This window comes from Rhizobium sp. FY34, from assembly GCF_005222845.1.
GTDB lineage: Bacteria > Pseudomonadota > Alphaproteobacteria > Rhizobiales > Rhizobiaceae > Neorhizobium.
The window spans coordinates 176566-203164 of the sequence record NZ_STFZ01000018.1 but is presented as its reverse complement, the minus strand read 5'-3'; the positions used below and the strand labels follow the sequence as shown (position 1 = coordinate 203164).

The following is a 26599-nucleotide window of genomic DNA, read 5'->3' as shown; positions in this document are numbered from 1 at the left end:
GCAATTGCCATGTCTTGACGAAAGGCAAAGTGCTAAGCGCCCGGTGAAAACCGTTGCGTCGCAGGCAAAGAGGCAGTATTTCGCCAGCCATGACCAACATTCTGACTTCGACCGCTGCCGGGCCCCAAGCCGGTTCCTCCCTCGTTGCCGCGCTCTATCACTTTGCGCGGTTCGAGCGCTATGAAGGCGTGCGCGAGCCGCTGCAGGCGCTGTGCGATGAAAACGGAGTGAAGGGCACGCTGCTTCTGGCGCGCGAAGGCATCAACGGCACCATTGCCGGCAGTGATCAGGCCATTGCCACCGTGCTTGCCTATCTGCGGGCACAGCCGGAATTCAAGGATCTGGAGCATAAGGAAAGCCGCGCTTCCAAAATGCCCTTCCTGCGTATGAAGGTGCGGCTGAAGCAGGAAATCGTCACGATGGGTGTCGAGGATATCGATCCCAACCAGATCGTCGGCACCTATGTCGATCCAAAGGACTGGAACGCGCTGATTGCCGATCCGGAAACCATCGTCATCGATACGCGCAATGACTACGAGACCGCGATCGGCATCTTCAAGGGCGCCGTCGATCCGAAGACGAAGACCTTCCGCGAATTTCCGGACTGGGTGAAGAACAATACCGGCCTGCACAACAAGCCGAAGATCGCCATGTATTGCACAGGCGGTATCCGCTGCGAAAAGGCAACTGCCTTCATGAAGCAGCAGGGTTTCGATGAGGTCTACCACCTGAAGGGCGGTATTCTCAAATATCTGGAAGAGGTTCCGCAGGAAGAAAGCCTCTGGGAAGGCGCCTGCTTCGTCTTCGATGAGCGCGTTTCCGTCACCCATGGGCTGAAAGAGGGCGAGCACAAGCTATGCCATGCCTGCCGGGAACCGATCACGCCCGAAGTGATGACCTCGCCTAAATATGAGGAAGGCGTGTCCTGCCCCAGTTGCTACGACACGCGCACGGAAGCCGATCGTGATCGCTACCGCCAGCGGCAATTTCAGATCGCGCTTGCCAGACAGCGCGGCGCACGGCACCTGGGATCCTAGAGGATCTCAATTCGCATTGCCTCTCACAGCAGAACCGTTACACTCACCATGTTGAGGACGGATAGCTTTGGGAGGAGCAATACGTGAGACGGATGTGGCCAGACGACTATGCTTTTCTGCTGAACAATGCGGAAGAGGTTGAGATCGATGTACTGCCGACGGTGAAAGACATGATTTCACCCAGTCAGACGATAACCCGGAAAGCCCTGAAAGCTGTGATCAGCCAGCAGGATTTCGAGAAGATCTGGCCTCTTGCCGAAGCGCGCTATCGTTTGAATGGACGGTTTTCGGGCAAAGCGATCACGCTGATCACCAACAATCCGCACTACCGGAGCTGGCACCCGTCCGATGGCGGCAGTGTGGAGAGCGTGTCCGACAGCGGCAAGCCCTATACGACGCACTATGTGGTCGTGCATTTTCTGCTGGATGATGTGCGCGAGACAGTCGACGCCTAGGACCGATCGAGAGACGAGCGACCGGCGTGCCCGTATCAGCCGGTATTCGACAGCGTGAACAGCGGGCCTGACATGCGCAGGCGGTCGATATCGGCCGCCGCCATCGCCTTGCCGAACAAAAAACCCTGGAGCAGGTCACAGCCGGCCAGCCGCAGTGCCATGGCCTGCGCTTCGGTTTCAACGCCTTCCGCCGTTACCGGCATATCGAGCGAACGGGCGAGCGCCACCGTGGCGCGCAGCATTTCCAGTGCGCGACCACCTTCACCGACAGACTGCACCAGCGAACGGTCGATCTTCATGCGATCGAAGCCGAACTGGCGCAAATAACCGACGCTGGAAAAGCCGGAACCGAAATCATCGAGCGCGATCTTCACGCCTGTCTTGCGCAGGAGATCAAGCGTCTGGCGAGCCCGTGCCGGATTCTGCACGAAATAGGTTTCCGTCATCTCCAGCGTCAGCCGCGCGGCATCGACCTCAGTATCTTCAAGCAGTTTCGCCACATGGCCGACGAAAGCCGGATCACGGAACTGCCCCGGCGAAACATTGACCGACAGGGTCAGGTCCGGCCAGGATTTGAGCGCAAGGCAGGCGCTGCGCAAAACGCAAAGGCCGAGCATATCGATCAGACCCGTGCTTTCCGCAATCGGAATGAACAGATCCGGCGACACAGGCCCATGGCCATCGCGGTTCCAGCGGGCTAGCGCTTCGACGCCGGAAATCCTCAGCGTGCGCGCATCGACAACGGGCTGGTAGGAGACGGTGATCTCGTGGCGATCGATCGCCGCCCGCAGATCGAGTTCGAGAAGATTGCGCTCCTCGCGCTCCTCGTCCATCGACGGATCATAGAGCGTCCAGCGTCCGCGCCCATCTTCCTTGGAGCGGTACATGGCCATGTCGGCACGCCGGATCAGTTCCTCGCCCGGCACCAGCCCGCGTCTGGAAACGGCAAGCCCGATGCTGCAGCCGATGACCGCGACCCGCTCGCCAATGGTGAGCGGTTCGCCAAGGAAATCCAGCACCCGTTCGGAAAGCTCAATGGCTGTCTTGTGCACATCAAAACCGGCAAAGGAAATGGCAAATTCATCACCGCCGAGCCGCGCCAGCACCGAGCCTTCGCCCACCAGAACGCGAAGGCCGGCTGAAACGCTACGGATCAGAAGATCGCCGGTCGCATGCCCATAGGCGTCATTGACCTCCTTGAAGCCGTCGAGATCCAGGTAGAGCAGCGCCACATCCTTGTTGTCCCTCTGTGCCTTGTCCACCAGGTCCGCCATGCCGGCAAACAGGCCCGCACGGTTCGGCAGCCCACTCAGCCGGTCGGTCAGCGACAGCTTAACGGCCGCCGCCTCGTCGGCGCTCAACCGCGACAAAGCCTGGCTGCCGGTGACGAAGAGCAGCAACATATAGATGGCAATCATGGCGACCGCGCACCAGACCAGCGGGCGCACCTGGGCAAGGCTCGTATCGCCTGGCGAGCGCGACACCCAGCCAAGCGCCGTGAACGGCTTGTCATCCGGGCCCTTGATATCCACCCGGTGCGTCCCGTCGATCTCGACATCGGCCATATGCAGGCCGGGCAGCACATAGGCGCGCGACAGGCGCTCGAGAGAAACGCCCTTCAGATGGCGCATCATCACAACGTAATAGCTCGGCGACGGGCGTTCGGCGTCTACGGCCATCCTCGGGCGGATAAGGCCTACACCGACTGCGGCCACACCTTTGATGGTGCTGACGAAACTGCTGGCCTCTGGAACAGCGTCCGCCTTGCCCGATGCGACACGCTTGAACAGAAGCCAGGCATCCGGCGTCATATAGCTGCTCAGAATGGCGCTCACGATCGGCTTGCCCTCCGAATAGGCGATGACCGGCTTGCCAGCGCCATCCAGAACCATCACGACATCGAACAGTTCGCTCTGATAGCTCATCATGCCGAAATTGCGTTGCAGCCATTCAAGATCCAGCGGGTCTTGCGTATGGGTGACCGCGTCATCCCAGGCGACGTAATCATGCAAAGTAGCGGTCAACTGGTCGCGGAACGTCTGAATTGCGCCAGTCACCGCCTCGCGCGAGCGTTCTTCATCAAGCTGGTTGGCGTAGTGGCCCACACGATCCAGCGCGGTAAACACCATGGCCGACACGCAGACCATGACGGCTGCAAAAATCAGCAGCATGGAACGGACGGCCGAACGTCGATCCAAAGTCGCAGCGGATTGCTTCAGATGAGAGGGGACAAACCGCATTTAAAGGTCCTGGCAAGTCCCATCAGAATGCCGACAAAGTGTTCACTTTGCATTAATGACTGCCAGGAGCTGATGTCTCACATCAAAACGGCCTCCCCGTGGCAACGGGAAGGCCGACTTCAAAGTAATAGATGCGGTCTTACCAGGCAGCGAGCACGGCGCCCTTGAACTGCTTGGCGACAAAATCCTTCACCGCCACACTGTGATAGGAGTCTACCAGCGTCTTCACCCAAGGCGCATCCTTGTCCTGCGCGCGAACGGCGATGACATTGATATAGGGGGCCTTTTCGCCTTCGCGGGCAATCGGGTCCTTGGCCGGGTCAAGGCCGGCTTCCAGCGCGTAATTGGTATTGATGACAGAGGCATCCACATCATCCAGCGCACGCGGCAGCTGTGCGGCATCGAGTTCCGCAAATGTCAGGTTCTTCGGGTTCTCAACCACATCGGCCGGGGACACTTTGAGACCCTTGCCTTCGCGCAGTTTGATCAGGCCCTTGTCGGCCAGAATCAGCAGAGCGCGACCGCCATTCGTCGGGTCGTTCGGAATGGCAACCGAGGCGCCGTTCTTCAGCTCGTCGAGGCTCTTCACCTTCTTGGAATAGATGCCCATCGGGAAGTTAACGGTCTGGCCGACGCTGACCAGCGCAAAGCCGCGGTCCTTCACCTGGTTGTCCAGATAGGGCTGGTGCTGGAAGGAATTGGCCTGCAGGTCGCCATCGGCCAGTGCCTGGTTCGGCACGACATAATCGGAGAATTCGAGGATATCGAGGTCGAGACCCTTTTCGGCGGCAACCTTCTTCACCTGTTCCATGATCTGCGCATGCGGACCGGGCGTCACGCCGATCTTGATGGTTTCGGCGAGCGCCGCACCGGCGGAAAACAGGGCGGCCAGCGAGGCCGCAATAACGAGCTTCTTCATGGATGTTTCTCCTGGATGAATGGGTTTCTTGTGACGTGTGGAAGATCAGCCGTGGCGGTTGCGCTTGTCGAAGCGCCGCGCAAGCCCGTCGCCGGCGCTCTGCACGGCCTGCACCAGCAGAACCAGCACCACCACGACGGCAAGCATGACTTCCGGCATGAAGCGCTGGTAGCCATAGCGAATACCGAGATCGCCCAGACCGCCGCCGCCGACCGCACCGACCATGGCCGAGTAGCCGATGAGGCTGACGAGCGTGAGCGTCAGGGCAAGCGTGATGCCCGGCCTTGCTTCGGCGATCAGCACCTTGGTGACGATCTGCCAGCGGCTTGCACCCATGGCACGCGCCGCCTCGATCAGGCCGCGATCCACCTCGCGGATGGCCGCCTCGATAAGGCGCGCGACAAAGGGAATGGTGGCAATAGTCAGCGGCACGATGGCAGCGCTGGTGCCGATCGAGGTGCCGGCAATCATCCGGGTAAACGGAATGATGGCCACGACGAGGATGATGAAGGGCGTCGAGCGCGTCGCATTGACGACCAGCCCGACGATACGGTTGGTCATCGGCGCGGCAAACAGCTCGCCCTTGCCGCTATTGGCGAGGAAGACGCCGATGGGAAGCCCGATCAGCGTGCCGATGAAACCGGCAACCGTCACCATATGGATCGTCTGGACGAGTGCCTTCCAGAGAAGGGCAAGCAGCATATCAGGCGCCATAGCCGAGCACCTCCGTGGAAAGGCCGGTCTGGCGATAGAAGTCATCGGCGCGCACTGTCACCGAAGGATCGGCCGCATAGGAGACGACCAGCGAGCCATAGGGCTCGCCGGCAATCTCGTCGATCGTGCCGGTGATGATGTTGACGTCCGATCCAAGCTCGCTCATCAGCCGGGAGATCAGCGGCTGTTCCGCCGTCGCGCCAAAGAAGGTGAGCCGCGTATAGACCCGGTCGCCGGCACCGGCCATCGGCTTCAGCCGGCGGGTGATGGCTTCGGGAACCTTGGTGCCGGCAAGACCGGACAGAAGTGCGCGCGTCGTCTCGTGTGCCGGCCGGGTAAAGACATCAAAGGTGCGTCCGCTTTCAACGATCAGGCCCTTGTCGATCACCGCCACATGCGATGCGATGGTTTTCACCACTTCCATTTCATGGGTGATGAGCAGAACCGTCAGGCCGAGGTCGCGATTGATGGCCTTCAACAGGTCGAGAATGGATTGCGTGGTTTCCGGGTCGAGTGCCGAGGTCGCCTCATCCGACAAAAGCAGCTTCGGCTCGGTCGACAGGGCGCGGGCAATGCCGACGCGCTGCTTCTGACCACCCGACAATTCCGCCGGATAGCGACCGGATTTGTCGGAAAGGCCAACGAGATCGATCAGCGGCTGCACGCGCGCCTTGATGGCGCGGCGGTCGAAGCCGGCGATTTCCAGCGGCAGGGCGATATTGTCATAGACGGTGCGCGAGGAAAGCAGATTGAAATGCTGGAAGATCATGCCGACCTGCCGGCGCAAGCTGCGCAACCCGTTTTCATCCAGCCCGGTGACATCGACGCCATCCACGAGAACCGAGCCAGAGCTTGGCACTTCAAGGCCGTTGACCAGCCGGATCAGCGTGGATTTTCCAGCACCCGAGCGACCGATAATGCCGGTGATCGCGCCCTTCGGCACGGTGTAATCAACGCCGGCAAGGGCGGTGAACTCGCCCTGCCCGCCACGATCGGCAAAGCGCTTGGTCACACCCTGGAAGGCGACCATGGTCGGCACGGATAAAGACGCCTCGGGCACCACAGAGGTTGCGCTATCGCGCACCGGCGGCGTGGCTGTAGGGATGGCAAGCATGGATGAACTCTTCAATGGGTGCCGCAGGACGGCAAGATCAGGGCGTGGCTCGGTTTACCGCGAGCAACACATTCGACGCATGGTACGCCGCTTGAACATCCCTGATGCTTCCCTGTTCCGTGCGAGGCCCGATTGCCGTGCCGCACGATCATATGTCAGCTTATCGCATCCGAGCCTACAGATTCCGAGGAATTCCGTTTCGAAAAATCGCCAATTTCCGGAAAAATGCTGCGCAAACCCGGTGCCATGTCGCAAGACGTGGCACCGGAGACCGGATCAGGCTATTTCGGTGACGAATTTGTCCGTGGCGCGGCGCACCTTTTTCAGGCTGGCCAGCCAGTCACCATCGGCCTGGCGATAGCCGAGCGGCAGAAGCGTGACGGAGCGCAGGCCGCGAGCCTTCAGGCCGAGAATTTCATCGACCTTTTCCGGCTCGAAACCTTCCATCGGGGTCGCATCCACGCCTTCGAAGGCTGCCTGGGCGACAGACATGCCAAAGCCGATATAGGCCTGGCGGGCGGCATGCTCGAAATTCACCTGCGGGTCACGGCCCGGATAGGAGTTGAGCAGCATCTTGCGATAGTTTTCCCAGCCTTCGCTGGTAAAGCCGCGTTCCGCATTGACGAGATCGAACATCTCATTGATGCGCTCTGCCGTGTAATTGTCCCAGGCGGCAAACACCAGAAGATGCGAGCCTTCGGTCACCTGCGCCTGATTCCAGGCCACGGCCTGGATCTGGGCCCGGACTTCCGGATTGGTGACTACGTAGACTTCGAAGGGCTGCAACCCGCTGGAGGTGGGCGCCAGACGTGCAGCCTCGACAATCCGATCGACCTTGTCCTTGGCAACCGTCTTCGACGGGTCCATTTTTTTCGTGGCATAGCGCCAGTTGAGCTTTTCGAGAAGCATGTTTCTCACTTTCAGCTTGGATACCGCAGAGCTTCCGGTAGGGGAGCGCTTTGCTGCGTATGACGCACCTTAAATAAAGGCGCGCTGACGACGGACAAGCAGGCACTTTTTGGTAACCAACCTGAGAGTGCAGATATACCGCATAGCGCGCTAGCGGTTAAAATCTCGTCTTTTTGACGGATTATGCAGATTTGTGATTGCCGCTGGGAAACAGCGCTGCCAGTTCCCGGTACCATTTGCCGCTTTTCTTCACCGTGCGGATCTGAGTGTCGTAATCCACATGCACGAGACCAAAGCGCATCCGGTAGCCTTCCGCCCATTCGAAATTGTCCATCAGGCTCCAGGCGAAATAGCCCTTCAGCGGATAGCCGTCACGCACCAGATCGGCAGCGGCAGACAGGTGATGCGCATAGTAATCCAGCCGCGGCTGGTCATCCACCTCGCCATCCACCACTTCCATATTATAGGCGGCGCCATTTTCGGTGATGTACAATTCCGGCAGGTCGTAGCGGGCATAAAGCTCGGTGACGAGATCAGTCATGGCCGACGGGAAAATCTCCCAGCCGATATCGGTCTTTTCCGGATTGACGAAGGGGGCGGGTCTCGTTGCCGGAAATTCCGCGCCCTCGCTCGGCTCATCCAGAACACGCATCGGCGTATAGTAATTCAGTCCCCACCAATCGAGCTTCTGGCTGATGACAGCAAGATCACCCTCCTCGATCACCGGCATCCTGTCACCGAGTGCCGAAACGAGGCTTTCCGGATATTGGCCCTTGAAGACCGGATCGAAGAAGGCGCCGTTGTGGAAATCAAAGGCACGCCCAGCTGCCGCCTTGTCCTCACCGCTATCAGAACCCGCCACGACCGAATGCGCGTTCAGTACCAGGCCGACCGGCACATTCGGCGTCACATGGCGAATGGCTTCAACGGCCAGTCCATGCGCGAGATTGGTATAATGCATGGCATGCAGCGCCGCTTCCATATTGCGCTCGCCCGGCGCATGCACGCCATAGAGATGGCTGAGCCAGACGGAACACCAGGGCTCGTTGAAGGTCGCTACCGCATCCAGCCGGTCGCCCAGCCGCGCCATCACCACTTTGGCATAGCGCTGGAAGGCGTAGGATGTGGAGCGGGCCGTCCAGCCGCCATCGCCCATCAGCGCAAGCGGCAGATCCCAATGGTAAAGCGTCGCATAGGTCTTGATGCCACGCGCCTTGCAGCCATCCACCAGCCGGTCATAGAAATCCAAGCCTAGCTCGTTGATGCGCCCGACACCTTCTGGAATGATGCGCGGCCAGGCAATCGAGAAACGATAGGCCTCGACACCCATGTCCTTGATGAGATCGAGATCCGCATCCAGCCGATTGTAATGGTCGCAGGCGATATCGCCATTGTCCCGATTGAAGACGCGGCCCGGCATGTTGGAAAACGCATCCCAGATGGACGGTTTGCGGCCATCGGTCTTGGAAGCCCCTTCGATCTGGAAGGCGGCGGTTGCCACGCCAAACAGGAAATCTCCCGGAAACCGGGCAGCCAGCTTTTTCGGATCGATCATGCGGATAACCTCTCAGGCTATGGGCCGGCGAAACCACAGGCTCCAGCCAAAATCTAAGGCGAGGGTTTAGACCAAACCCATATCTGCGTGAAGACGGTGGTGAATTAAAAACTGCAACGTTGCAGGGATGTGGCAGCAAACATCACACCTTCACCCAGCCACCATTCGCCTTGCCGCTTTCGATACAGGCAGTGACGAAGGCAACGCTCTTCACCCCGTCATCAACCGTCGGATAGACGACGGCCGGATCAACCACAGCACCCGTTTTTGCAGCGTTGATGGCAGCGGCGGCTTCCGAATAGATGGTGGCGAAGGCTTCCAGATAACCTTCCGGATGGCCGGATGGAATACGCGTGACGCGCGCAGCAGCAGCTCCTGCGCCCGCCCCACCACGGGTGATCAGCTGCTTCGGCTCGCCGAGACGCGTGAACCACAGATAGTTCGGATCCGCCTGTGTCCACTCGATACCGGCCTTCGTGCCATAGACGCGTACCTTCAAGCCGTTCTCGTTGCCGGTCGCCACCTGACTGCACCAGAGCAGACCCTTGGCGGGCATTTCTGTCCCCTTGGCTTTGAAACGCAGCATCACATGGGCATTGTCATCCAGCCGCCGGCCCTCGACAAAGGTGTGCACGTCAGCCGCCAGTTCATCCAGTTCCAGGCCGGAAATGAAGCAGCCGAGATTATAGGCATGCGTGCCGATATCGCCGGTGGAGCCGCCGACACCCGATTGCGCCGGATCGGTGCGCCAGACGGCTTGCTTGGCACCAGTCTGTTCCACCGGCTCGGCCAGCCAATCCTGCGGATATTCCATCTGCACCAGCCGGATCTCGCCCAGTTCGCCGTTTTCTACCAGTTCGCGCGCATGGCGCACCATGGGATAGCCGGTGTAATTATGGGTGAGGATGAAGAGGGCACTGGCTCTGTCGGCCACCGCCTTCAGCGCCCTGGCATCCTCCAGATTGGAGGTGAGCGGCTTGTCGCAAATCACATGGATGCCACGTTCCAGAAACGCCTTGGCGGCAGCAAAATGCACGTGGTTCGGGGCAACGATGGAGACAGCCTCGATACCGTCTTCGCGGGCCGCTTCCGTCTCGGCCATTTCCGCAAACGAGCCATAGCAGCGCTGCGGATCCAGCCCCAGTTCGCGACCGGACGCCATCGCCTTTTCCGGCGTGGACGACAGCGCACCGGCCACCAGATCATAATGATCGTCCAGCCGCGCTGCCATGCGATGCACGGCGCCGATGAACGCGCCCTGCCCGCCACCCACCATGCCGAGACGGATCTTTGGCCTGCGCTCACCCGATTTGCTGGCATCAATAGTCATGAGTTTCTCCTCCTTGGATTTTTTTGGTCTCAAAGTAGCCTTCGGGCCCGATCTCGGTTAGTCTTGCAGCCTGCAGAAGGAAGAACGGCAATGAACACTGCGACCCGCCTCCGCTGAGGCTCCTGAACCGCTCCATCGCGCGCTGGCAATAGTCTGCGGCGCGCTGAAAAACTCAGGACAAAAGGTCTGTCATGCCTCTTCTCAATGCAGATGCCCTGCATCCCATCACGCTTTCCGACGGCACCATCTATAAAGATACCGTCCACCTTAAACATGCGGTCACTCATCCCCGGATGGAGATCGGCGATTTCAGCTATTTCACCCATTCGGGAACGGTTGAGGAAACGGCGGGCATTCTTGCGCCTTACCTCTTCCCCACCAGCCGGGAAAAACTGGTCATTGGGCGATACGCCCAGATCGCCCGCGGCAGTTACTTCATCAGCGCCGATGCCAACCATCCGATGGATGGCTTCACGACCTATCCCTTCCGCATTTTCAAGCCCGAGACCTTCGGTTATGCCAACCTGCCTTATCGTGACACGCTTGTCGGCCACGACGTCTGGATCTGCCACAACGCCACAATCATGTCCGGCATCACGATAGGCCATGGCGCGATCGTGGCGGCGGAATCCGTCGTGACGCGCGATGTCCCGCCTTATGCAATTGTGGGCGGCAACCCGGCGCGGCTGATCCGCATGCGCTACTCCGACAGCATCATCAAAAGGCTCCTCCGGATCGCCTGGTGGGACTGGCCTCTTGATAAGGTTGAAGCAAACCTGTCCATTCTGGAGCGGGGTGACATAGACGCACTTGAAGCCGTTTGCTGACATCCCGTTAGGCACCGACCATGCCAAGGCGGATCTTGGCCCTGCGCTGTTGCCCTGACGTGTTGGCTTCAATGGTCATGAGTTTCTCCTCCTCGTCGTAACCTGATGGGAGACACCCCCCTCTGCCCTGCCGGGCATCTCCCCCTCAAGGGGGGAGATTGACCCGTTGCACCACCATTGCCTCAATCAAACGCTAATGCCTTGAGTAAAGAACGCCCGCAGTTAGCACTTGGACCTTCGCTTCACTGAATTGCGGCGCTAGCCGTTCTGCTGATCTCCCCCCTTGAGGGGGAGATGCCCGGCAGGGCAGAGGGGGGTGTCCTTGACATATAAAACCCGACCTACAGCCCCAGCATGCGCCGGTTGGCCGCCTCATCCGTGCCACCGGAGGCAAAATCGTCAAAGGCCTTCTCAGTCACCTTGATGATATGGGCCCGCACGAAATCCGCACCCTCGCGGGCGCCATCCTCGGAATTTTTCAGCGCGCATTCCCATTCGACCACGGCCCAGCCATCGAAATCATGGGCGGTCAGCTTGGAAAACACGGCGCCGAAATCCACCTGCCCATCCCCCAGCGAGCGGAAGCGGCCGGCACGGCCGACCCAGCCCTGATAGCCGCCATAGACGCCCTGGCGACCGGTCGGATTGAACTCGGCATCCTTGACGTGGAACATCTTGATGCGGTCTTTGTAGATGTCGATATTGTCGAGGTAATCCAGGCATTGCAGCACGTAATGCGAGGGATCGTAGAGCATGTTGGCGCGCGCATGGTTGCCGACGCGCTCCAGAAACATCTCGAAGGTCACGCCGTCATGCAGGTCTTCGCCCGGATGGATCTCGTAGCAGACATCGACGCCCTGCTCATCGGCGAAATCGAGGATCGGGCGCCAGCGCCGCGCCAGTTCATCAAAGGCCGTCTCGACAAGACCGGCCGGGCGCTGCGGCCAGGGATAGATATAGGGCCAGGCGAGCGCGCCGGAAAAGGTCGCATGCGCCTTCAGACCCAGATGGCGCGAGGCCTTCAGCGCCATCTTCACCTGCTCCACCGCCCATTCCTGCCGCGCCTTCGGATTGCCACGTACTTCAGGTGCCGCAAAGCCATCGAAAGCCTCGTCATAGGCCGGATGCACGGCCACCAGCTGGCCCTGAAGATGGGTGGAAAGCTCGGTGATCTCCACGCCATTGGCGCGCGCCACACCGGCAAACTCGTCGCAATAGTCCTTGGATTCAGACGCTTTTTTGAGGTCGATCAGCTGGCCGGCCCAGCTGGGCACCTGCACGCCGACATAGCCCTTGTCAGCCGCCCATTTGGTAATGCCGTCCCAGCTGTCGAACGGCGCCTTATCGCCGGCAAACTGGCCCAGAAAAATGGCCGGGCCCTTGATCGTCTTCATGGATTTCTCCTCCCCGAGAATTCCTGCAACGTTGCAGTTCAAAATCCAAATTAAAGCCGGCGGGGGAAATCTCCAGCCCCCGCCGGCATATTTTTGCACTCAAACGTAGCGGTTGACGACGTTTTCCAACAGTTCCTGCTTGCCGGACTTCGGCTGCGGGTTGAGGTTTTGTGCCGCAACGCGGGCCGCAATCGCATCAAGGCTTTCCTCGCCGCGCAGCATGGCCTGGTTGGACGCCGCATCCCAACCGGCATAGCGAGCAGCGAGCGGACCGGACAGCGCCTTCTCCTCGATCATCTGTGCGGCAGCCTTCAGGCCACGCGCGCAGCAATCCATGCCGCCGATATGGCCGATCAGCAGGTCTTCGGCATCCAGCGACTGGCGACGCAGCTTGGCATCGAAATTCGTGCCACCGGTCTTGAAGCCACCGCCGGCCAGAACCTGATAATAGGCGAGCGCCATTTCCGGCACATTGTTGGGGAACTGGTCAGTATCCCAGCCGGACTGGTAGTCGTTGCGGTTCATGTCGATCGAGCCAAAGATCCCCAGCGCATTGGCCAGCGCCAGTTCGTGCTCGAAGGAATGGCCGGCAAGGATCGCATGGCCCTGCTCGATATTGACCTTCACCTCGTTTTCGAGACCGTACTTCTTCAGGAAGCCGTAGACGGTTGCGACGTCATAATCATACTGGTGCTTGGACGGCTCTTGCGGCTTCGGCTCGATGAGGATCGTGCCCTTGAAGCCGATCTTGTGCTTGTATTCAACGACGAGGTTGAGGAACCGGCCCATCTGGTCCAGCTCGCGGCCAAGATCGGTGTTGAGCAGGGTTTCATAGCCTTCGCGGCCACCCCAGAGTACATAGTTCTCGCCACCGAGCTTGTAGGTGGCATCCATGCAGGTCTTCACGGTTGCCGCGGCAAAGGCAAACACATCCGGATCGGGATTGGTGGCGGCACCCGACATATAGCGGCGGTGCGAGAAGAGGTTTGCCGTGCCCCAGAGCAGCTTTACGCCGGTGGCGGCCTGCTTTTCCGCGAAGTAATCGACGATCTCGTTGAGGTTCTTCGTGTTTTCGGCAAAGCTTGCGCCTTCCGGGCGCACGTCCGCATCGTGGAAGCAATAATAGGGCACGCCGAGCAGCTGGAAGAATTCAAACGCCACATCGGCCTTCAGCTTGGCCGCTTCCATCGTATCCTTGAACCAGGGACGCTCAAACGTGTTGCCGCCAAACGGATCGGTGCCCGGCCAGGTAAACGTGTGCCAATAGGCCACGGCAAAGCGCAGATGCTCTTCCATGCGCTTGCCCAACACGATTTCGTCCGGGTTGTAATGGCGGAAAGCCAGCGGGTTGCGGCTGCTTTCGCCTTCGTATTTGATCTTCTGGGTATTGCCGAAAAAACCTGAGCTCATGGGTAGTTCCTCCTGTGACGTGATCTCTGTCATTGGCTTGGGGGTTTTCACCCCCCTCTGTCCTGCCGGACATCTCCCCCTCAAGGGGGGAGATTGGTTGCGGCACGCTCATCGTCCTCCAATTCCACATCTCTTCCGCAGTGCGGTTCATGGGAGAAGGTGGACTGGCCTTTTGCTGATCTCCCCCCTTGAGGGGGAGATGTCCGGCAGGACAGAGGGGGGTGACGTTTGAAATTTCAGTTCGTCATGGACTTGATCGCCGGATAAAGCGCGCGGTAGCGACCGTATGCCGCCTCATAGGCTAAGGTCAGACCGGCAACCGGCGCGACCGTCTCGGCGGTTTTCGGCGCGGTGCAGACGGCAAGCGGATCAGCGCCGGTGGCGGCAATCAACCCAAGACGTGCCGCACCGAAGGCTGCACCGAAATCGCCATCGGCGGGAAGATCGACGGGCATATCAAGCGCCGTGGCGATCGAGGCCAGCCAGTAGCGCGAGCGCGAACCGCCGCCGATGGCCGTGACGCGGGAAATCTGCGTGCCGGCGGATTTCAACGCTTCCAGACTGTCGCGGATGGCGAAGGTCACGCCCTCCATCACCGCCTGCGTCAGCGCCGGCCGATCCGTCTCATGGCCAAGGCCGATAAAGGCGCCGCGAATTTTCGCGTCATTGTGCGGGGTGCGCTCGCCGGACAGATAGGGCAGGAAGGTAACGCCAGACGGCGCACGCAGAATGTCGCCCACTTCGCCGGAAAGTTCGCCGGCCGATTTACCGGTAACCCGCGCATGCCAGTTCAGCGCATCGGTCGCAGACAGGATGACACCCATCTGGTGCCAGGTATTGGGAAGCGCATGGCAAAAGGCATGCACGGCGCTTTCAGGCTTGGGCAGATAGGCACCATTGGCAGCAAACAGCACGCCGGATGTGCCAAGCGAAACAAAGGCCTGGCCTTCGCGCACCGTTCCCATGCCGCAGGCCGATGCCGCATTGTCGCCCGCACCGCCAGCCACCACGACGCCCGATCCCATGCCCCAGCGGGAGGCGAGTTCGGAACGCAACATGCCGCCCTGTTCGGTACCTTCGATGAGGCGCGGCATCTGCTCTTGCGTGAGATCGGTTGCCGCCAGAAGCTCGGGTGACCAGGCGCGCTTGCCCGTATCGAGCCAACTGGTGCCGGCCGAATCCGACATTTCGGAGATATGCTCGCCCGTCAGCCAGAGGCGCAGATAATCCTTCGGCAGCAGAACCTTGGCCACCTTGGCAAATACATCCGGCTCATTGTTCTTCACCCAGACGAGCTTGGGCGCGGTAAAGCCGGGAAACACGATATTGCCGGTGAGCGCCCGAAAGCGCGGATCGGCATCCAGCTGTGCTGCCTCGGCATGCGAGCGGGTGTCGTTCCATAAAATGCAGGGACGCAGCACCGCATCGTCAGCACCGATCAGCGTCGCGCCATGCATATGGCCGGACAGACCAATGCCACGCACGGCAGCAAGCTCAGAACCATGACTTGCCTTCAGGCCGGCCAGAGCGTCCTCAGTGGCGCGCAGCCAGTCGGCCGGGTCCTGTTCAGACCAGCCCGGAAAAGGGCGCGATACGTCAAGCGCGCCGGTTGCCGAGGCAATGACGTTCTGATTGCCATCGATCAGCATGGCTTTGACGCCGGATGTGCCAAGATCAAGACCGAGATACATAGGGGGTGTCCTCCTTGTCCCGCCGCTTCAGGGCAGGTTGTCCTTCAGGAAAATATCGATGCGGATGCGCTCCTGCTCGTCCACAACACTTGCGCCATCCGCCTTTGCCTTCAGCACGCGGATGGCGCTGCGCACCTCATGGCCGGCATCCTGGTTGAGAACGGCGTCAATCCTGTCATCAAGCAGGGCAGCGCGCGTGGCAGAGGTCAGTTCGTGCAGGATGACGACCGGCCGCAGCCCGGCCCCTTGCGCATTCAGCGACCGGATCAGGCCGCGATTGCCGGCGCCGAAACTGTAAATGCCGGCGAGATCCGGATGCGCGTCAAACGCTGCTGTCACCAGCCGCTCCGCTTCGGCCGGGTCATCGCGTCCCTCGACGACCGGCAAAAGTACGCGGTCGGGGAAGCGCTCGGCCATCACGGCACAAAACCCTTCGAGACGTTCGCGATGGTCTCGCACCATCAGCGAACCAGCCAGAGGCAGAACAGGCCCGCGCCGTTCCGCCAGAAAGCGCCCCATCAGCGTGCCCGCCGTGCGACCGGCAGCATTGTTGTCGATGCCGGAGAAATGCGCCCGACGGAAACCGCTGAGATCAGACACCAGCGTGGCGACCGGGATGCCTGCAGTTCTCACGCGTTCCGCCGCGTCCAGCACGGCCGGCGCATCCACGGCGACGAAGGCAAGCCCATCGGGCTTGAAGGCTAAAGCCGCATCGAGCGCCGCCGCCAGCGCCTGGATATCGAAGGCCGGCACGTCGACAATATCGATCTGCATGCGCTCAGTCGCGGCACGCGCCGCCATGGTCTCCACCTGCGCCCGAAGGCCGATCATGAAGGAATTGTCATTGGCCGGCAGGATGAAGACGAGGTGATAGACACGGCTCTTGGCAAGATTTGCCGCCGCCATGTCGCGCACGAAACCAAGGGCAGCAACAGCCGCTTCCACCCGCTCGCGCGTCACGGCGCGCACGCCGGCGCGACCGTTCAGAACACGGTCAACGGTGGCAAGGCTGACGCCCGCATAGGCTGCAATATCGTGGACGGTTGGCTTCATGTCTCCTCCGCGAAGAGACATAGCGCCGGATTTGAGGTACGTAAATCAGAAAATGCCGCCTGACAGAACTTTTGCGATATCTGACCGATAATTTGCAAGAAGGGCCGCCGCTTGCGCGACGACCCTTCCTGGGCGGTGGATCTCTGAAAATCAGTGACCGGCGCCCGGCGGCGGCGCGGTCTTCGGCTTGGCGATCATCATCACCAGAAGGATGAGGCTCGCAAACAGGAAGGTCAGTCCCATGAACACGTCGATGAAGGACATGACGGTCGCCTGCTGTGTGATGATGCCGGACAGCTTGGCAAGGGCAGCACTTGTGCCATCCATGCCATAGGCGTTGAAATTGGCTCCCACGCTGTCCAGCCAGTCGAGAGCAGCGGGATTGCCATAATTCACGCTCTCGGAAAGCCTGGCATAATGTTCATCGGTGCGCTGGGTCAGCATGGTGTTGATGATGGCAAGGCCGACTGCGCCGCCAAGGTTGCGCGTCAGGTTGAACAGGCCGGATGCATTCTGGATGCGCTGCGGAGGCAGCGTTCCCAAGGCGATATTGTTGATCGGCACCATGCACAGCATCAGCGAGCAGCCACGCAGGATTTGCGGCAGCAGAAGCTCGTAAAAATCCCAATCGGCCGTCATGCCGGTCATCAGATAGGTGCCGCTGGCAAATCCGAAGAAGCCGATCGCCATCATCACGCGCGGATCGAGCCTCGTGGACAGGATACCCGCCACAGGCGCCGTCAGGAACATGGCAAGACCGGAGACAAACATCGTCTCGCCAATCATCAGCGCATCATAGCCCCGGATACGGCCCAGATAGAGCGGATAGAGATAGGTCAGTCCATAAAGCCCGACGCCCATGATGAAGGAAAACAACGAGCCAAAGGCGAAATTCCGGTTGGCGAAGGCCTTCAGGTCAACGACCGGGAATTCGACATTAAAGGCGCGCCAGAAGAACACAACGGCGCCAACCGCCATGGCAAGCGTGCCCAGAACGATGTGTTCGTCGCTGAACCAGTCCTTGTTGTTGCCCTCTTCCAGCACATATTCGAGCGAACCGAGGAAGATCGCCATAGAGGCAAGCCCCCACCAGTCGAAGCGCTTCATCAGCGAATGCTGCGGCCTGTCGAAATCAATGAAGGTCCAGGCGAGCAAAGTGACGAAAATACCCGGCACAATGTTGACGAGAAACAGCCAATGCCAGGAAAAGGCGTGGCTGAGATAGCCACCGACAGTCGGCCCGATGGTCGGCGCCAAGGTGGCGATCAGCCCGATGATCGGCGAGACGATTGCGCGTTTGGAGGGCGGAAAAATGGTGAAGGCCGCCGCAAACACAGATGGGATCATGCCGCCACCGATGAAGCCCTGAATGGCACGATAGACGATCATCTGTTCGATATTGGTGGCCGTCGCGCAAAGGGCAGAGGCGATGGTAAAGCCACCGGCGCAGACGGTAAACAGCACGCGGGTGGAAACGATGCGGGCCAACGTTCCCGACAGCGGGATCATGATGACCTCGGCAATCAGGTAGGAAGTCTGCACCCAAGCGATCTCGTCCGATCCGGCCGAAAGCCCGGCCTGGATTTCGGCAAGCGAGGCCGACACGATCTGAATGTCGAGGATCGACATGAACATGCCGACCACCATGGCGAAGAAAGCAATGACCTTTCTTCTCTCCACAGGAGGGTCGATGGGCGCAGCGCCCGCTGTCGCGGTGATGGCAGCCATGGATGTCGTCCTTCGCCTGCGCCGTACCGTTTACTTGGCGGCGGTTGAACCAGAGGGGGCGGTGCGGCTATCGATATCGGCCACGACGCTGAGACCGGCTCGCATGCGACCCTTCTCCAGTTCCTCACGCGGAATGGCGATGCGCACGGGCACGCGCTGCACAACCTTGGTGAAATTGCCGGTGGCATTTTCCGGCGGCAACAGCGAGAAGACGGCACCGGATGCCGGCGCGATGGATTGCACCGTGCCCTCGACCGTCTGGCCATCATAGGCATCCACATGGATGTGCACCTTGGAGCCCACAACGATCTGGCCGATCTGTGTTTCCTTGAAATTCGCCTCGATGTAGAGGTCGCTCATCGGCACCAGCGAGGCCAGCCGCTTGCCGATCGAGACGAGATCGCCGGTCTGCACCGAGAGATTGCCGATCGTGCCATCATACGGCGCCTTCAGCACGGTGAAATCGAGATCCCGCTTTGCGCTCTGCACGGCCAGTTCCTGCAGGCGCACGGTGTTGACCGCTTCGTTACGCTGCGCCTTCAGGAGATCGATATTGGCCTGCGCCGACGTGACGGCAGCGTCGCCCGCGGCCAGATTGGCCTGCGCCTGCTCCAGCGCGATCTGCGCATTGTCAAGATCGGCCGCCGTTCCAACGGATTTCGCCACCAGTTCCGTCGCACGCTTCAGCGTGATTTCGGTTCCCCGCAAGGCTGCCTGCAAAGCGCCACGCTGGGCTTCCGCCTGCTTCAGGCTCGCCTCACCGCCAACGATCTGTGCATCGATGCGCGACACGGCAAGCCGGGCGCTTTCGACATTCGCCTGCGCCTGATCGTAAGCAATGCGATAATCGCCCTGGTCGAGCGTGACCAGCGGATCGCCAGCCTTCACCGTCTGGTTTTCGACAACATTGACCTTCTCGACATAACCGGAGACCTTGGGCGAAATCACAGCAATATCTCCGGAGACATAGGCGTCGTCCGTCGAAATCATGAATCGTCCGTCAGTCCACCATTGATAGCCATACCAGCCACCGGCGCCCAGAACCGCCATGACGATGACCGGCAGAACGAGGCTGCGCTTCTTTTTCGTAACCGTAGCTCCGGACGCGGCATCGCCTGCAGTCGCGGCACCGGAAGCTGCCTTGTCGCTCGCCGGCATTTCCGCCACGGGATCTGTTTTCAACGTTGCATCGACATCCTGTGCAACAACGCGCAGGGAACCTGGAGTGTGTGGCTGAGCCATGAAAATCACCATCACGAGAAAGACGACCGGATCGAACCGATCGGTTCAATGAAACTTGACTTAGTTCGTTCCATCGCACATATCAAGCGCAATCGAACCAACCGGTTCGAAAAGGTTAAGATCAGGTTCTATTATGCCGGAGAAGAAGCAACCCTCTTGCGAGGCGACCCTGTCTGCGGGGCGTTTTGCAGCAGGGGAAGACCCCGCCAAGCGCGACCAGATTCTGGAAGGGGCAAAGCGCGTCTTCATGACTGTCGGTTTCGATGCCGCCAGCATGAACGACATCACCCGCGAGGCGGGCGTCTCCAAGGGCACGATCTATGTCTATTTCGAGAACAAGGACGATCTGTTTGCAGCCCTGATGGAGCGCGAACGGTTGCGGCTTGGCCAATCCATGCAAAATATTCTGGCCGATATCCAGTCCGCAGAAGAGGGTCTGCGCCGCTACGGCATCGATTTTGCTCTACAGGTCACCAAGCAGGAGACGATCTTCGCCATGCGCACCATGGTTGCTGTCGCAACACGCATGCCCAAATTGTCGGGCCGTTTCTTTCACGACGATACCTTGAACGTCCGCAACGTGCTGGAACGGTTTCTCGAGCGCCAGATGGCAAGCGGAAACCTGCGCATCGACGACGTCAAACTTGCAGCGCGCCAGTATATCGATCTGACGACGGGTTCCTTCCTCAAGATGCGGCTGTTCGGCGACATGCCCACGCCTCCGCCGCGCGCGGAAATCGAAAGTGTCGTGGAAAGCGGCCTCAAGGTGTTTCTGGCGGCCTATGGCCCGGCGCCAAAATGATTGCGCCGGTAAATGAGTTTCATCATCTTCGGCTATAGCCGGCTGTCGGTTGATAAACTAAACAGCCGATCTAAATTGACAAAGCCCAATCCACTGCGGCGCGAAGGGATAACTCACTCATGCAAGACATTATGCTGCTTGTTCAGGATCCGGCGGCCTGGGTCGCGCTGATCACGCTAGTGGTCATGGAAGTGGTGCTCGGCATCGACAACCTGATCTTCATTTCCATTCTCACCAACAAACTGCCGGCCGAAAGCCGCGAAAAGGCCCGCAAGATCGGCATCGGCCTGGCGCTGGTCATGCGTCTTGGCCTGCTTGGCACCGTTGCCTGGATCGTCCAGCTGACGACCCCGGTATTTGAAGTCTTCGGCAATTCCTTCTCCTGGAAAGACCTGATCCTCATTGCCGGCGGCCTTTTCCTGGTCTGGAAAGCTACCAAGGAAATCCACCACAGCGTGGACCCGGTAGATCACAAGGAAGACATGGTCGGCCAGGGTGTCAGCACCACCTTTGCAGCAGCCATTGGCCAGATCCTCGTCCTCGACCTCGTCTTCTCGGTCGACAGCATCATCACCGCAGTCGGCATGACGCCGCATGTGCCGATCATGATCATCGCCGTGGTCACCGCCGTCATCGTAATGTTGGTGGCGGCAAACCCGCTGGCCAACTTCATCGAGAAGAACCCGACCATCATCATGCTGGCGCTCGCCTTCCTGCTGATGATCGGCACGACGCTGATTGCCGAAGGCATGGGCGTCCATGTGCCCAAGGGCTATGTCTATGCCGCCATGGCGTTTTCGGCGCTTGTCGAAGTGCTCAACATGGTGGCGCGCAATGCCCGCCAGCGCAAGCATGATGCGTCGAAGCGCGACACCGTGCATTGATGCCAACATCTGCCGCCGGCGGCTTGGAACTTTCCGACCACCATTGTATTGAGGTGCGACGATAAGGATCCTCCCATCGGCGGCAGATGATGCCGCCCCTCCCCCGGAGCGACATGACCACCCAACAGATCCTCGCCTTTTCCGTGATCGCCGGCATGATGGCGGTCTTTATCTGGGATCGCTTCCGCTATGACGTGGTCGCCTGCTGCGCGCTCGTCGTGGCAGTCGCCATTGGCGTCGTACCGGTCGATCACGCCTTCACCGGCTTTTCCGATGATATCGTCATCATCGTCGGCAGCGCGCTTGTCGTCAGCGCCGGCGTTGCCCGTTCAGGCATCGTCGATATGGCGATCAAGAAATTCTTCCCGCGCCTCACCTCGATGCGGGCGCAACTGGCCCTGTTGATGATCGCCGTGGCGGTCCTGTCAGCCTTCATCAAGAATATCGGTGCACTGGCCATCATGATGCCGATTGCCATGCAGTTTTCGCGCCGCTCTGGCGTATCGCCCTCGCGCTATCTGATGCCCATGGCGTTTTCGGCGCTGCTCGGCGGCCTGATGACGCAGATTGGCACCTCGCCGAATATCGTGGTCTCACGTCTGCGCGGCGAAATGACCGGCACGCCCTTCAGCATGTTCGATTTCACCCCGGTCGGCGGCATCCTTACCCTGGTCGGCCTGACCTTTCTTCTCTTCTTCCATTGGCTGGTACCGGAGCGGCGCAAGCAATCCAGCAGCATCGAAGAGGCGGTCGAGATATCCAACTATGCCTCGGAAGCCACCGTCAGCGGCACATCCACCGTCATGGGGCGGCCGCTGAGCGAACTTCTGAAGCTTGGCGAAAACGAAGTGGTCGCCACTGCCGTGCTGCGCGGCGCAACCCGCATGTCACCCTTCCCGGACCTTATTCTGCGCGAAGACGATTCGATCGTGCTGGAAGGCCGTTCCGTCGTGCTCGACCGGGTGATTTCCGGCGCAAAACTCAAACTGTCCGGCAAGGCACTGCCGCAGGGCGGCAAGCTGCAGCAGGATCTCATCTCCATTGAGGCGGTGATCTCCCGTCAATCGGTCGTGGCCGGCCTTTCAGCGGGCAGTCTGGCGCTGTCCTACACGCGCGGCGTCAATCTTCTCGCAGTCAGCCGTCGCGGCGAAAGACTGCGCGAACGTCTGCGCGATCTCGTTCTGCAGGAAGGCGACGTGATCGTGCTGCAGGGCAGCCGCACGACCTTGCCGGTGGTACTACAGGATCTGGCCCTATTACCGCTTGCCCAGCAGGAAGTCATGCTTGGGACGCAGCGCAAGGCGCTGATCCCGATCTTCATTCTGGCCGCGGCCATGATCCTCACCGCCGTCGGCTATGCGCCGGTTGCCATCGCCTTCTTTGCCGCAGCACTCGGCATGGCGATTTTCCGGGCAGTGCCGCTCAACGATATCTACAAATCCGTGGACGGTCCTATCCTGGTCATGCTGGGCGCCCTCATTCCGGTCTCGGATTCGCTGCGCACGACAGGCGGTAGCGAACTGATCGCCGGATGGCTGGGCGCTGCCGCCCACAGCCTGCCCTCCTACGGCGCCATCGCGTTGATCATGATTACCGCTATGGCCGTGACGCCCTTCCTCAACAATGCCGCCACCGTTCTGGTCATGGGGCCGATTGCCGTCAGCTTTGCAACGACGCTCGGCTTCCGGCCGGAAGCCTTCCTGATGGCTGTGGCCATCGGTGCCGGATCGGATTTTCTCACGCCTGTCGGCCACCAGTGCAACACGCTGGTGATGGGCCCCGGCGGCTACAAGTTTTCCGACTACCCGCGGCTGGGCCTGCCGCTTTCACTGCTGATCGTGCTGGTCAGCGTGCCGGCCTTGATGTGGTTCTGGCCGGTGAACTGACGGATTGCCGCATAAATCTTGACGCTTCCCGCATAATATGCGCTAAGGCCTGCCAATCCCGAAATCAAGATCGCGCCCTTTTTGAGCGCTTTTCCAGTTCGAGCAGGCACCCATGACCACTTCCGGCGTCCGCGTCCGTATCGCACCCTCCCCGACCGGCGAGCCGCATGTCGGCACGGTCTATATCGCGCTTTTCAACTATCTCTTCGCCAAGAAGATGGGCGGCGAGTTCATTCTACGCATCGAAGATACCGATGCCTCGCGCTCCACCCCGGAATACGAGCAGAAAGTCCTCGATGCCCTGCGCTGGGCCGGTCTTGAATGGAGCGAGGGCCCCGATGTCGGCGGTCCTTACGGCCCCTATCGCCAGTCCGACCGCAAGGACATGTACTGGCCCTATGCCCAGGACCTGTTGGACAAGGGCCATGCGTTTCGCTGTTTCTGCACGCCCGAGCGTCTGGACAAGATGCGCGAAGACCAGCGCGCAAGCGGCAAGGCGCCCGGCTATGATGGCCTCTGCCTGCGCTACAGCGCAGAAGAAGTTACCGCCAAGATGGATGCCGGCGAAGCATCCGTCGTGCGCATGAAGATCCCGACGGAAGGTTCCTGCGACTTCAACGACGGCGTCTATGGCGACGTGTCGATCCCGTGGAATTCGGTCGACATGCAGGTGCTGATCAAGGCCGATGGCATGCCGACCTATCATATGGCAAACGTCATCGACGACCATCTGATGAAGATCACCCATGTGGCGCGCGGTGAGGAATGGCTGGCATCGGTGCCGAAGCACATCCTGCTCTATCGTTATTTCGGCTGGACCGAGCCGAAGTTCATGCATCTGTCGTTGATGCGCAATGCCGACAAGTCCAAGCTGTCGAAGCGCAAGAACCCGACCTCGATCTCCTATTATTCGGCGCTCGGCTACCTGCCGGAAGCGTTGATGAACTTCCTCGGCCTGTTCTTCGTGCAGATCGCAGAAGGCGAGGAACTGCTGTCGATGGACGATCTGGCCGAAAAATTCGATCCGGACAACCTCTCGAAGGCCGGTGCCATTTTCGACATCCAGAAGCTAGACTGGCTGAACGGCCGCTGGCTGCGCGAAAAGCTGACGCCCGAGGAATTCATTGCTCGCACCTTCGAATGGGCATCGGAAAACCAGCGCCTGACGGAAGGCCTCAAGCTTGCCCAGAGCCGCATTTCCAAGCTTGGCGAGTTGCCGCAGCTCGCTGGCTTCCTGCTCGGCAATGATGTGGGCCTGACGCCTGCCTCATTTGCCGGTTTGAAAACGACGCCGGCCGATACGCTGGAAATCATCAACACCGTACAGGCCGATTTCGAAAAGATGCCGGAATGGACGGTGGAAAGCATCGACCAGGAATTGCGCGCCATTGCCGACAAGCTGGGCAAGAAACTGCGCGTCGTCACCCCGCCGCTCTTTGTTGCCATGTCCGGCAGCCAGCGCTCGCTGCCACTGTTTGACTCTATGGCGCTTCTGGGTCGCTCCGTGGTGCGTCAGCGGCTCAAAATTGCCGCAACTGTGGTTTCATCCATGGTGGGTGCAGAGAAATGATTGTCGAATGCTGCCTTTGACGGCGGCATTCTTGAATACCCCCCTCTGCCCTGCCGGGCATCTCCCCCTCAAGGGGGGAGATCACATGAGGTGCCGCCTCCGCCGTCACGAAGGTCGAATGCTTCGCAAGCGACAGTCATTGTGGACCGATGAGCGCGCTCCATCCGACCTCCCCCCTTGAGGGGGAGATGCCCGGCAGGGCAGAGGGGGGTAACGTCAACAAAGATAGCCCTTAAAGGCAAACCGATGACCGAACAGAAGACCGAAACCGCCCTCTCCTCCGACGCCACCGAAGTGCGCCGCCAGAAACTGGCGCTGCTGCGCGAAAAGATCGGCGACGTTTACCCGGCGCATTTTCATCGCACGCTGACCAATGCCGAGCTTGCCGCCAAATATGAGGCGCTGGAGCCGGATGTCGAGACGACCGATATCGTCACCGTTGCCGGCCGCGTCTATTCCTCGCGCAATTCCGGGATGTTCATGGATATCCGCGATGCCTCGGGCAAGGTGCAGATCTTTTCCCACAAGGATACGACGCCGGACGCCGCGCGCGATATGCTGGCACTGATCGATATCGGCGATATCATCGGCGTGACGGGCGTTGTTCGCCGCACCAAGCGTGGCGAGCTGACGATCAACGCGCATGAGATCACCATGCTGACCAAGTCGCTGCTGCCCATGCCGGAAAAGTGGCATGGTCTCTCCGACATCGAGCTGCGCTACCGCAAGCGCCATCTCGACATCATGACCAATGACGACAGCAAGCTGCGCTTCCAGCAGCGCTCGCAGATCGTCTCCGGCATTCGTCGCTTCATGGAAACCGATGGTTTCATGGAGGTCGAAACGCCAATGCTGCAATCGATCTATGGCGGCGCAACCGCCGAACCCTTCAAGACGCACCACAACACGCTGAAGCTCGACATGTATCTGCGCATTGCGCCGGAACTGTTCTTGAAGCGCACGCTGGTGTCTGGCCTCTCCGACAAGGTGTTCGAGATCAACCGCAACTTCCGCAACGAAGGCGTTTCCACAAGGCACAATCCTGAATTCACGATGATGGAGTGCTACTGGGCCTATGCCGATTACGAGGACATGATGGACCTCGTCGAGCGGCTGTTTGCCGAACTCGCCGTGAAGATCCACGGTTCGACCGAATTCACCTTCGGCGACAAGGAGATTTCCTTCAAGGGTCCGTTCAAGCGCGTGCCGATGCCGGAAGCGGTCAAGGACGTCACCGGCATCGACTTCCTGTCCATGAAGACCGACGAGGAAGCCCGCACCGCCGCCAAGGCTGCCGGTTTTGCGGTCGAGAAGGATTGGACCTGGGGCGAATGCCTGGCCTTCATCTTCGAGGAAAAGGTTGAAGGCACGCTGATCCAGCCGAGCCATGTGACGCATTTCCCCAAGGACATCTCGCCCTTTGCCAAGGAAGTGCCGGGCGAGCCGCGCCTCGTCGAGCGCTTCGAGACCTATTGCAATGCCTGGGAAATCGGCAATGCGTTTTCGGAACTGAACGATCCGGAAGAACAGCGCAAGCGCATGGTCGAGCAGCTGGAGCAGGCGCATGCCCGCGGCGAAAAGGACAAGCAGCTGGACGACGAGTTCCTCGATGCGATCGACCAGGGCATGCCGCCCGCCGGCGGTCTGGGCATCGGCGTCGATCGCCTGATCATGCTGCTCACCAATTCGCCCTCGATCCGCGACATCATCCTGTTTCCGGCCCGCCGCAACAAGGTGGACTGACGCCGGACTCATACTGCAGAACGAACAAAGGCCGCGAGAGGCAACTCTCGCGGCCTTTGTCGTTTCAGCCGTCGGGCATAAAAAAACGGCCCGTCT

21 protein-coding genes are annotated in these 26599 nt (G+C 60.1%); 8 read left to right on the top strand and 13 right to left on the bottom strand.

Features of this window, described 5'->3' with window-relative positions; all coding sequences use genetic code 11:
- The first annotated feature begins 89 nt into the window (after positions 1-89).
- Positions 90-1037: a rhodanese-related sulfurtransferase gene (locus E8M77_RS15190; RefSeq protein WP_137131475.1), complete on the top strand. Its 948-nt coding sequence runs from the start codon at positions 90-92 to the stop codon at positions 1035-1037.
- A 92-nt stretch (positions 1038-1129) separates the two neighbouring features.
- Positions 1130-1492 carry a hypothetical protein gene (locus E8M77_RS15185; protein ID WP_137131773.1) on the top strand — a complete coding sequence of 121 codons (363 nt, stop codon included), beginning with the start codon at positions 1130-1132 and terminating at the stop codon, positions 1490-1492.
- A gap of 35 nt (positions 1493-1527) precedes the next feature.
- Here E8M77_RS15185 and E8M77_RS15180 read toward each other — a convergent pair whose 3' ends face one another.
- From E8M77_RS15180 to E8M77_RS15150, 7 genes are all read right to left on the bottom strand, one after another.
- Positions 1528-3663: a bifunctional diguanylate cyclase/phosphodiesterase gene (locus tag E8M77_RS15180; protein ID WP_246659277.1), complete on the bottom strand. Its 2136-nt coding sequence runs from the start codon at positions 3661-3663 to the stop codon at positions 1528-1530.
- Positions 3664-3871: 208 nt separating this feature from the next.
- Entirely contained in the window at positions 3872-4651 is a 780-nt protein-coding gene (locus E8M77_RS15175; RefSeq protein ID WP_137131473.1) for a MetQ/NlpA family ABC transporter substrate-binding protein, read from the bottom strand.
- A 45-nt stretch (positions 4652-4696) separates the two neighbouring features.
- Positions 4697-5365: a methionine ABC transporter permease gene (locus tag E8M77_RS15170; RefSeq protein WP_137131472.1), complete on the bottom strand. Its 669-nt coding sequence runs from the start codon at positions 5363-5365 to the stop codon at positions 4697-4699.
- Positions 5355-6395 carry a methionine ABC transporter ATP-binding protein gene (locus E8M77_RS15165; RefSeq protein ID WP_137131772.1) on the bottom strand — a complete coding sequence of 347 codons (1041 nt, stop codon included), beginning with the start codon at positions 6393-6395 and terminating at the stop codon, positions 5355-5357. The genes E8M77_RS15170 and E8M77_RS15165 overlap by 11 nt, the downstream gene beginning before the upstream one ends.
- Before the next feature lie 360 nt (positions 6396-6755).
- On the bottom strand, positions 6756-7388 hold the full coding sequence (locus tag E8M77_RS15160; RefSeq protein WP_137131471.1) for an NAD(P)H-dependent oxidoreductase: 633 nt from the start codon (positions 7386-7388) through the stop codon (positions 6756-6758).
- Positions 7389-7569: 181 nt separating this feature from the next.
- Complete coding sequence (locus E8M77_RS15155) at positions 7570-8943, bottom strand: GH1 family beta-glucosidase (protein ID WP_137131470.1); 1374 nt, start codon at positions 8941-8943, stop codon at positions 7570-7572.
- A 142-nt stretch (positions 8944-9085) separates the two neighbouring features.
- Positions 9086-10273, bottom strand: a complete 1188-nt coding sequence (locus E8M77_RS15150; protein ID WP_137131469.1) for a Gfo/Idh/MocA family oxidoreductase — start codon at positions 10271-10273, stop codon at positions 9086-9088.
- 191 nt (positions 10274-10464) lie between these two features.
- Between E8M77_RS15150 and E8M77_RS15145 the strand changes: the two genes are divergently transcribed.
- Positions 10465-11100, top strand: a complete 636-nt coding sequence (locus tag E8M77_RS15145) for a CatB-related O-acetyltransferase (protein ID WP_137131468.1) — start codon at positions 10465-10467, stop codon at positions 11098-11100.
- Positions 11101-11441: 341 nt separating this feature from the next.
- Here E8M77_RS15145 and E8M77_RS15135 read toward each other — a convergent pair whose 3' ends face one another.
- The 6 genes from E8M77_RS15135 to E8M77_RS15105 form a co-directional block, all read right to left on the bottom strand.
- The gene (locus E8M77_RS15135; protein WP_137131467.1) at positions 11442-12494 is read right to left on the bottom strand and encodes a sugar phosphate isomerase/epimerase; all 1053 of its coding nucleotides are present in this window, start codon (positions 12492-12494) and stop codon (positions 11442-11444) included.
- Positions 12495-12593: 99 nt separating this feature from the next.
- Positions 12594-13904 (bottom strand): xylose isomerase, encoded by a 1311-nt coding sequence (gene xylA, locus E8M77_RS15130; RefSeq protein WP_137131466.1) that lies wholly within the window; start codon positions 13902-13904, stop codon positions 12594-12596.
- 236 nt (positions 13905-14140) lie between these two features.
- The gene (xylB, locus tag E8M77_RS15120) at positions 14141-15595 is read right to left on the bottom strand and encodes a xylulokinase (RefSeq protein ID WP_137131465.1); all 1455 of its coding nucleotides are present in this window, start codon (positions 15593-15595) and stop codon (positions 14141-14143) included.
- A gap of 27 nt (positions 15596-15622) precedes the next feature.
- Positions 15623-16648 (bottom strand): LacI family DNA-binding transcriptional regulator, encoded by a 1026-nt coding sequence (locus E8M77_RS15115; RefSeq protein ID WP_137131464.1) that lies wholly within the window; start codon positions 16646-16648, stop codon positions 15623-15625.
- A 150-nt stretch (positions 16649-16798) separates the two neighbouring features.
- Positions 16799-18376 (bottom strand): DHA2 family efflux MFS transporter permease subunit, encoded by a 1578-nt coding sequence (locus tag E8M77_RS15110; RefSeq protein ID WP_137131463.1) that lies wholly within the window; start codon positions 18374-18376, stop codon positions 16799-16801.
- A 30-nt stretch (positions 18377-18406) separates the two neighbouring features.
- On the bottom strand, positions 18407-19618 hold the full coding sequence (locus E8M77_RS15105) for an HlyD family secretion protein (protein WP_137131462.1): 1212 nt from the start codon (positions 19616-19618) through the stop codon (positions 18407-18409).
- A gap of 133 nt (positions 19619-19751) precedes the next feature.
- Between E8M77_RS15105 and E8M77_RS15100 the strand changes: the two genes are divergently transcribed.
- From E8M77_RS15100 to lysS, 5 genes are all read left to right on the top strand, one after another.
- Positions 19752-20420, top strand: coding sequence for a TetR/AcrR family transcriptional regulator (locus E8M77_RS15100; protein WP_137131461.1), 669 nt, complete (start codon positions 19752-19754; stop codon positions 20418-20420).
- Positions 20421-20539: 119 nt separating this feature from the next.
- Positions 20540-21304: a TerC family protein gene (locus E8M77_RS15095; RefSeq protein WP_137131460.1), complete on the top strand. Its 765-nt coding sequence runs from the start codon at positions 20540-20542 to the stop codon at positions 21302-21304.
- Between the two features lie 113 nt (positions 21305-21417).
- The gene (locus E8M77_RS15090; RefSeq protein ID WP_137131459.1) at positions 21418-23190 is read left to right on the top strand and encodes an SLC13 family permease; all 1773 of its coding nucleotides are present in this window, start codon (positions 21418-21420) and stop codon (positions 23188-23190) included.
- Positions 23191-23302: 112 nt separating this feature from the next.
- The gene (gltX, locus tag E8M77_RS15085; protein WP_137131458.1) at positions 23303-24760 is read left to right on the top strand and encodes a glutamate--tRNA ligase; all 1458 of its coding nucleotides are present in this window, start codon (positions 23303-23305) and stop codon (positions 24758-24760) included.
- Between the two features lie 246 nt (positions 24761-25006).
- On the top strand, positions 25007-26503 hold the full coding sequence (gene lysS / locus E8M77_RS15075) for a lysine--tRNA ligase (RefSeq protein WP_137131457.1): 1497 nt from the start codon (positions 25007-25009) through the stop codon (positions 26501-26503).
- Positions 26504-26599: the final 96 nt, after the last annotated feature.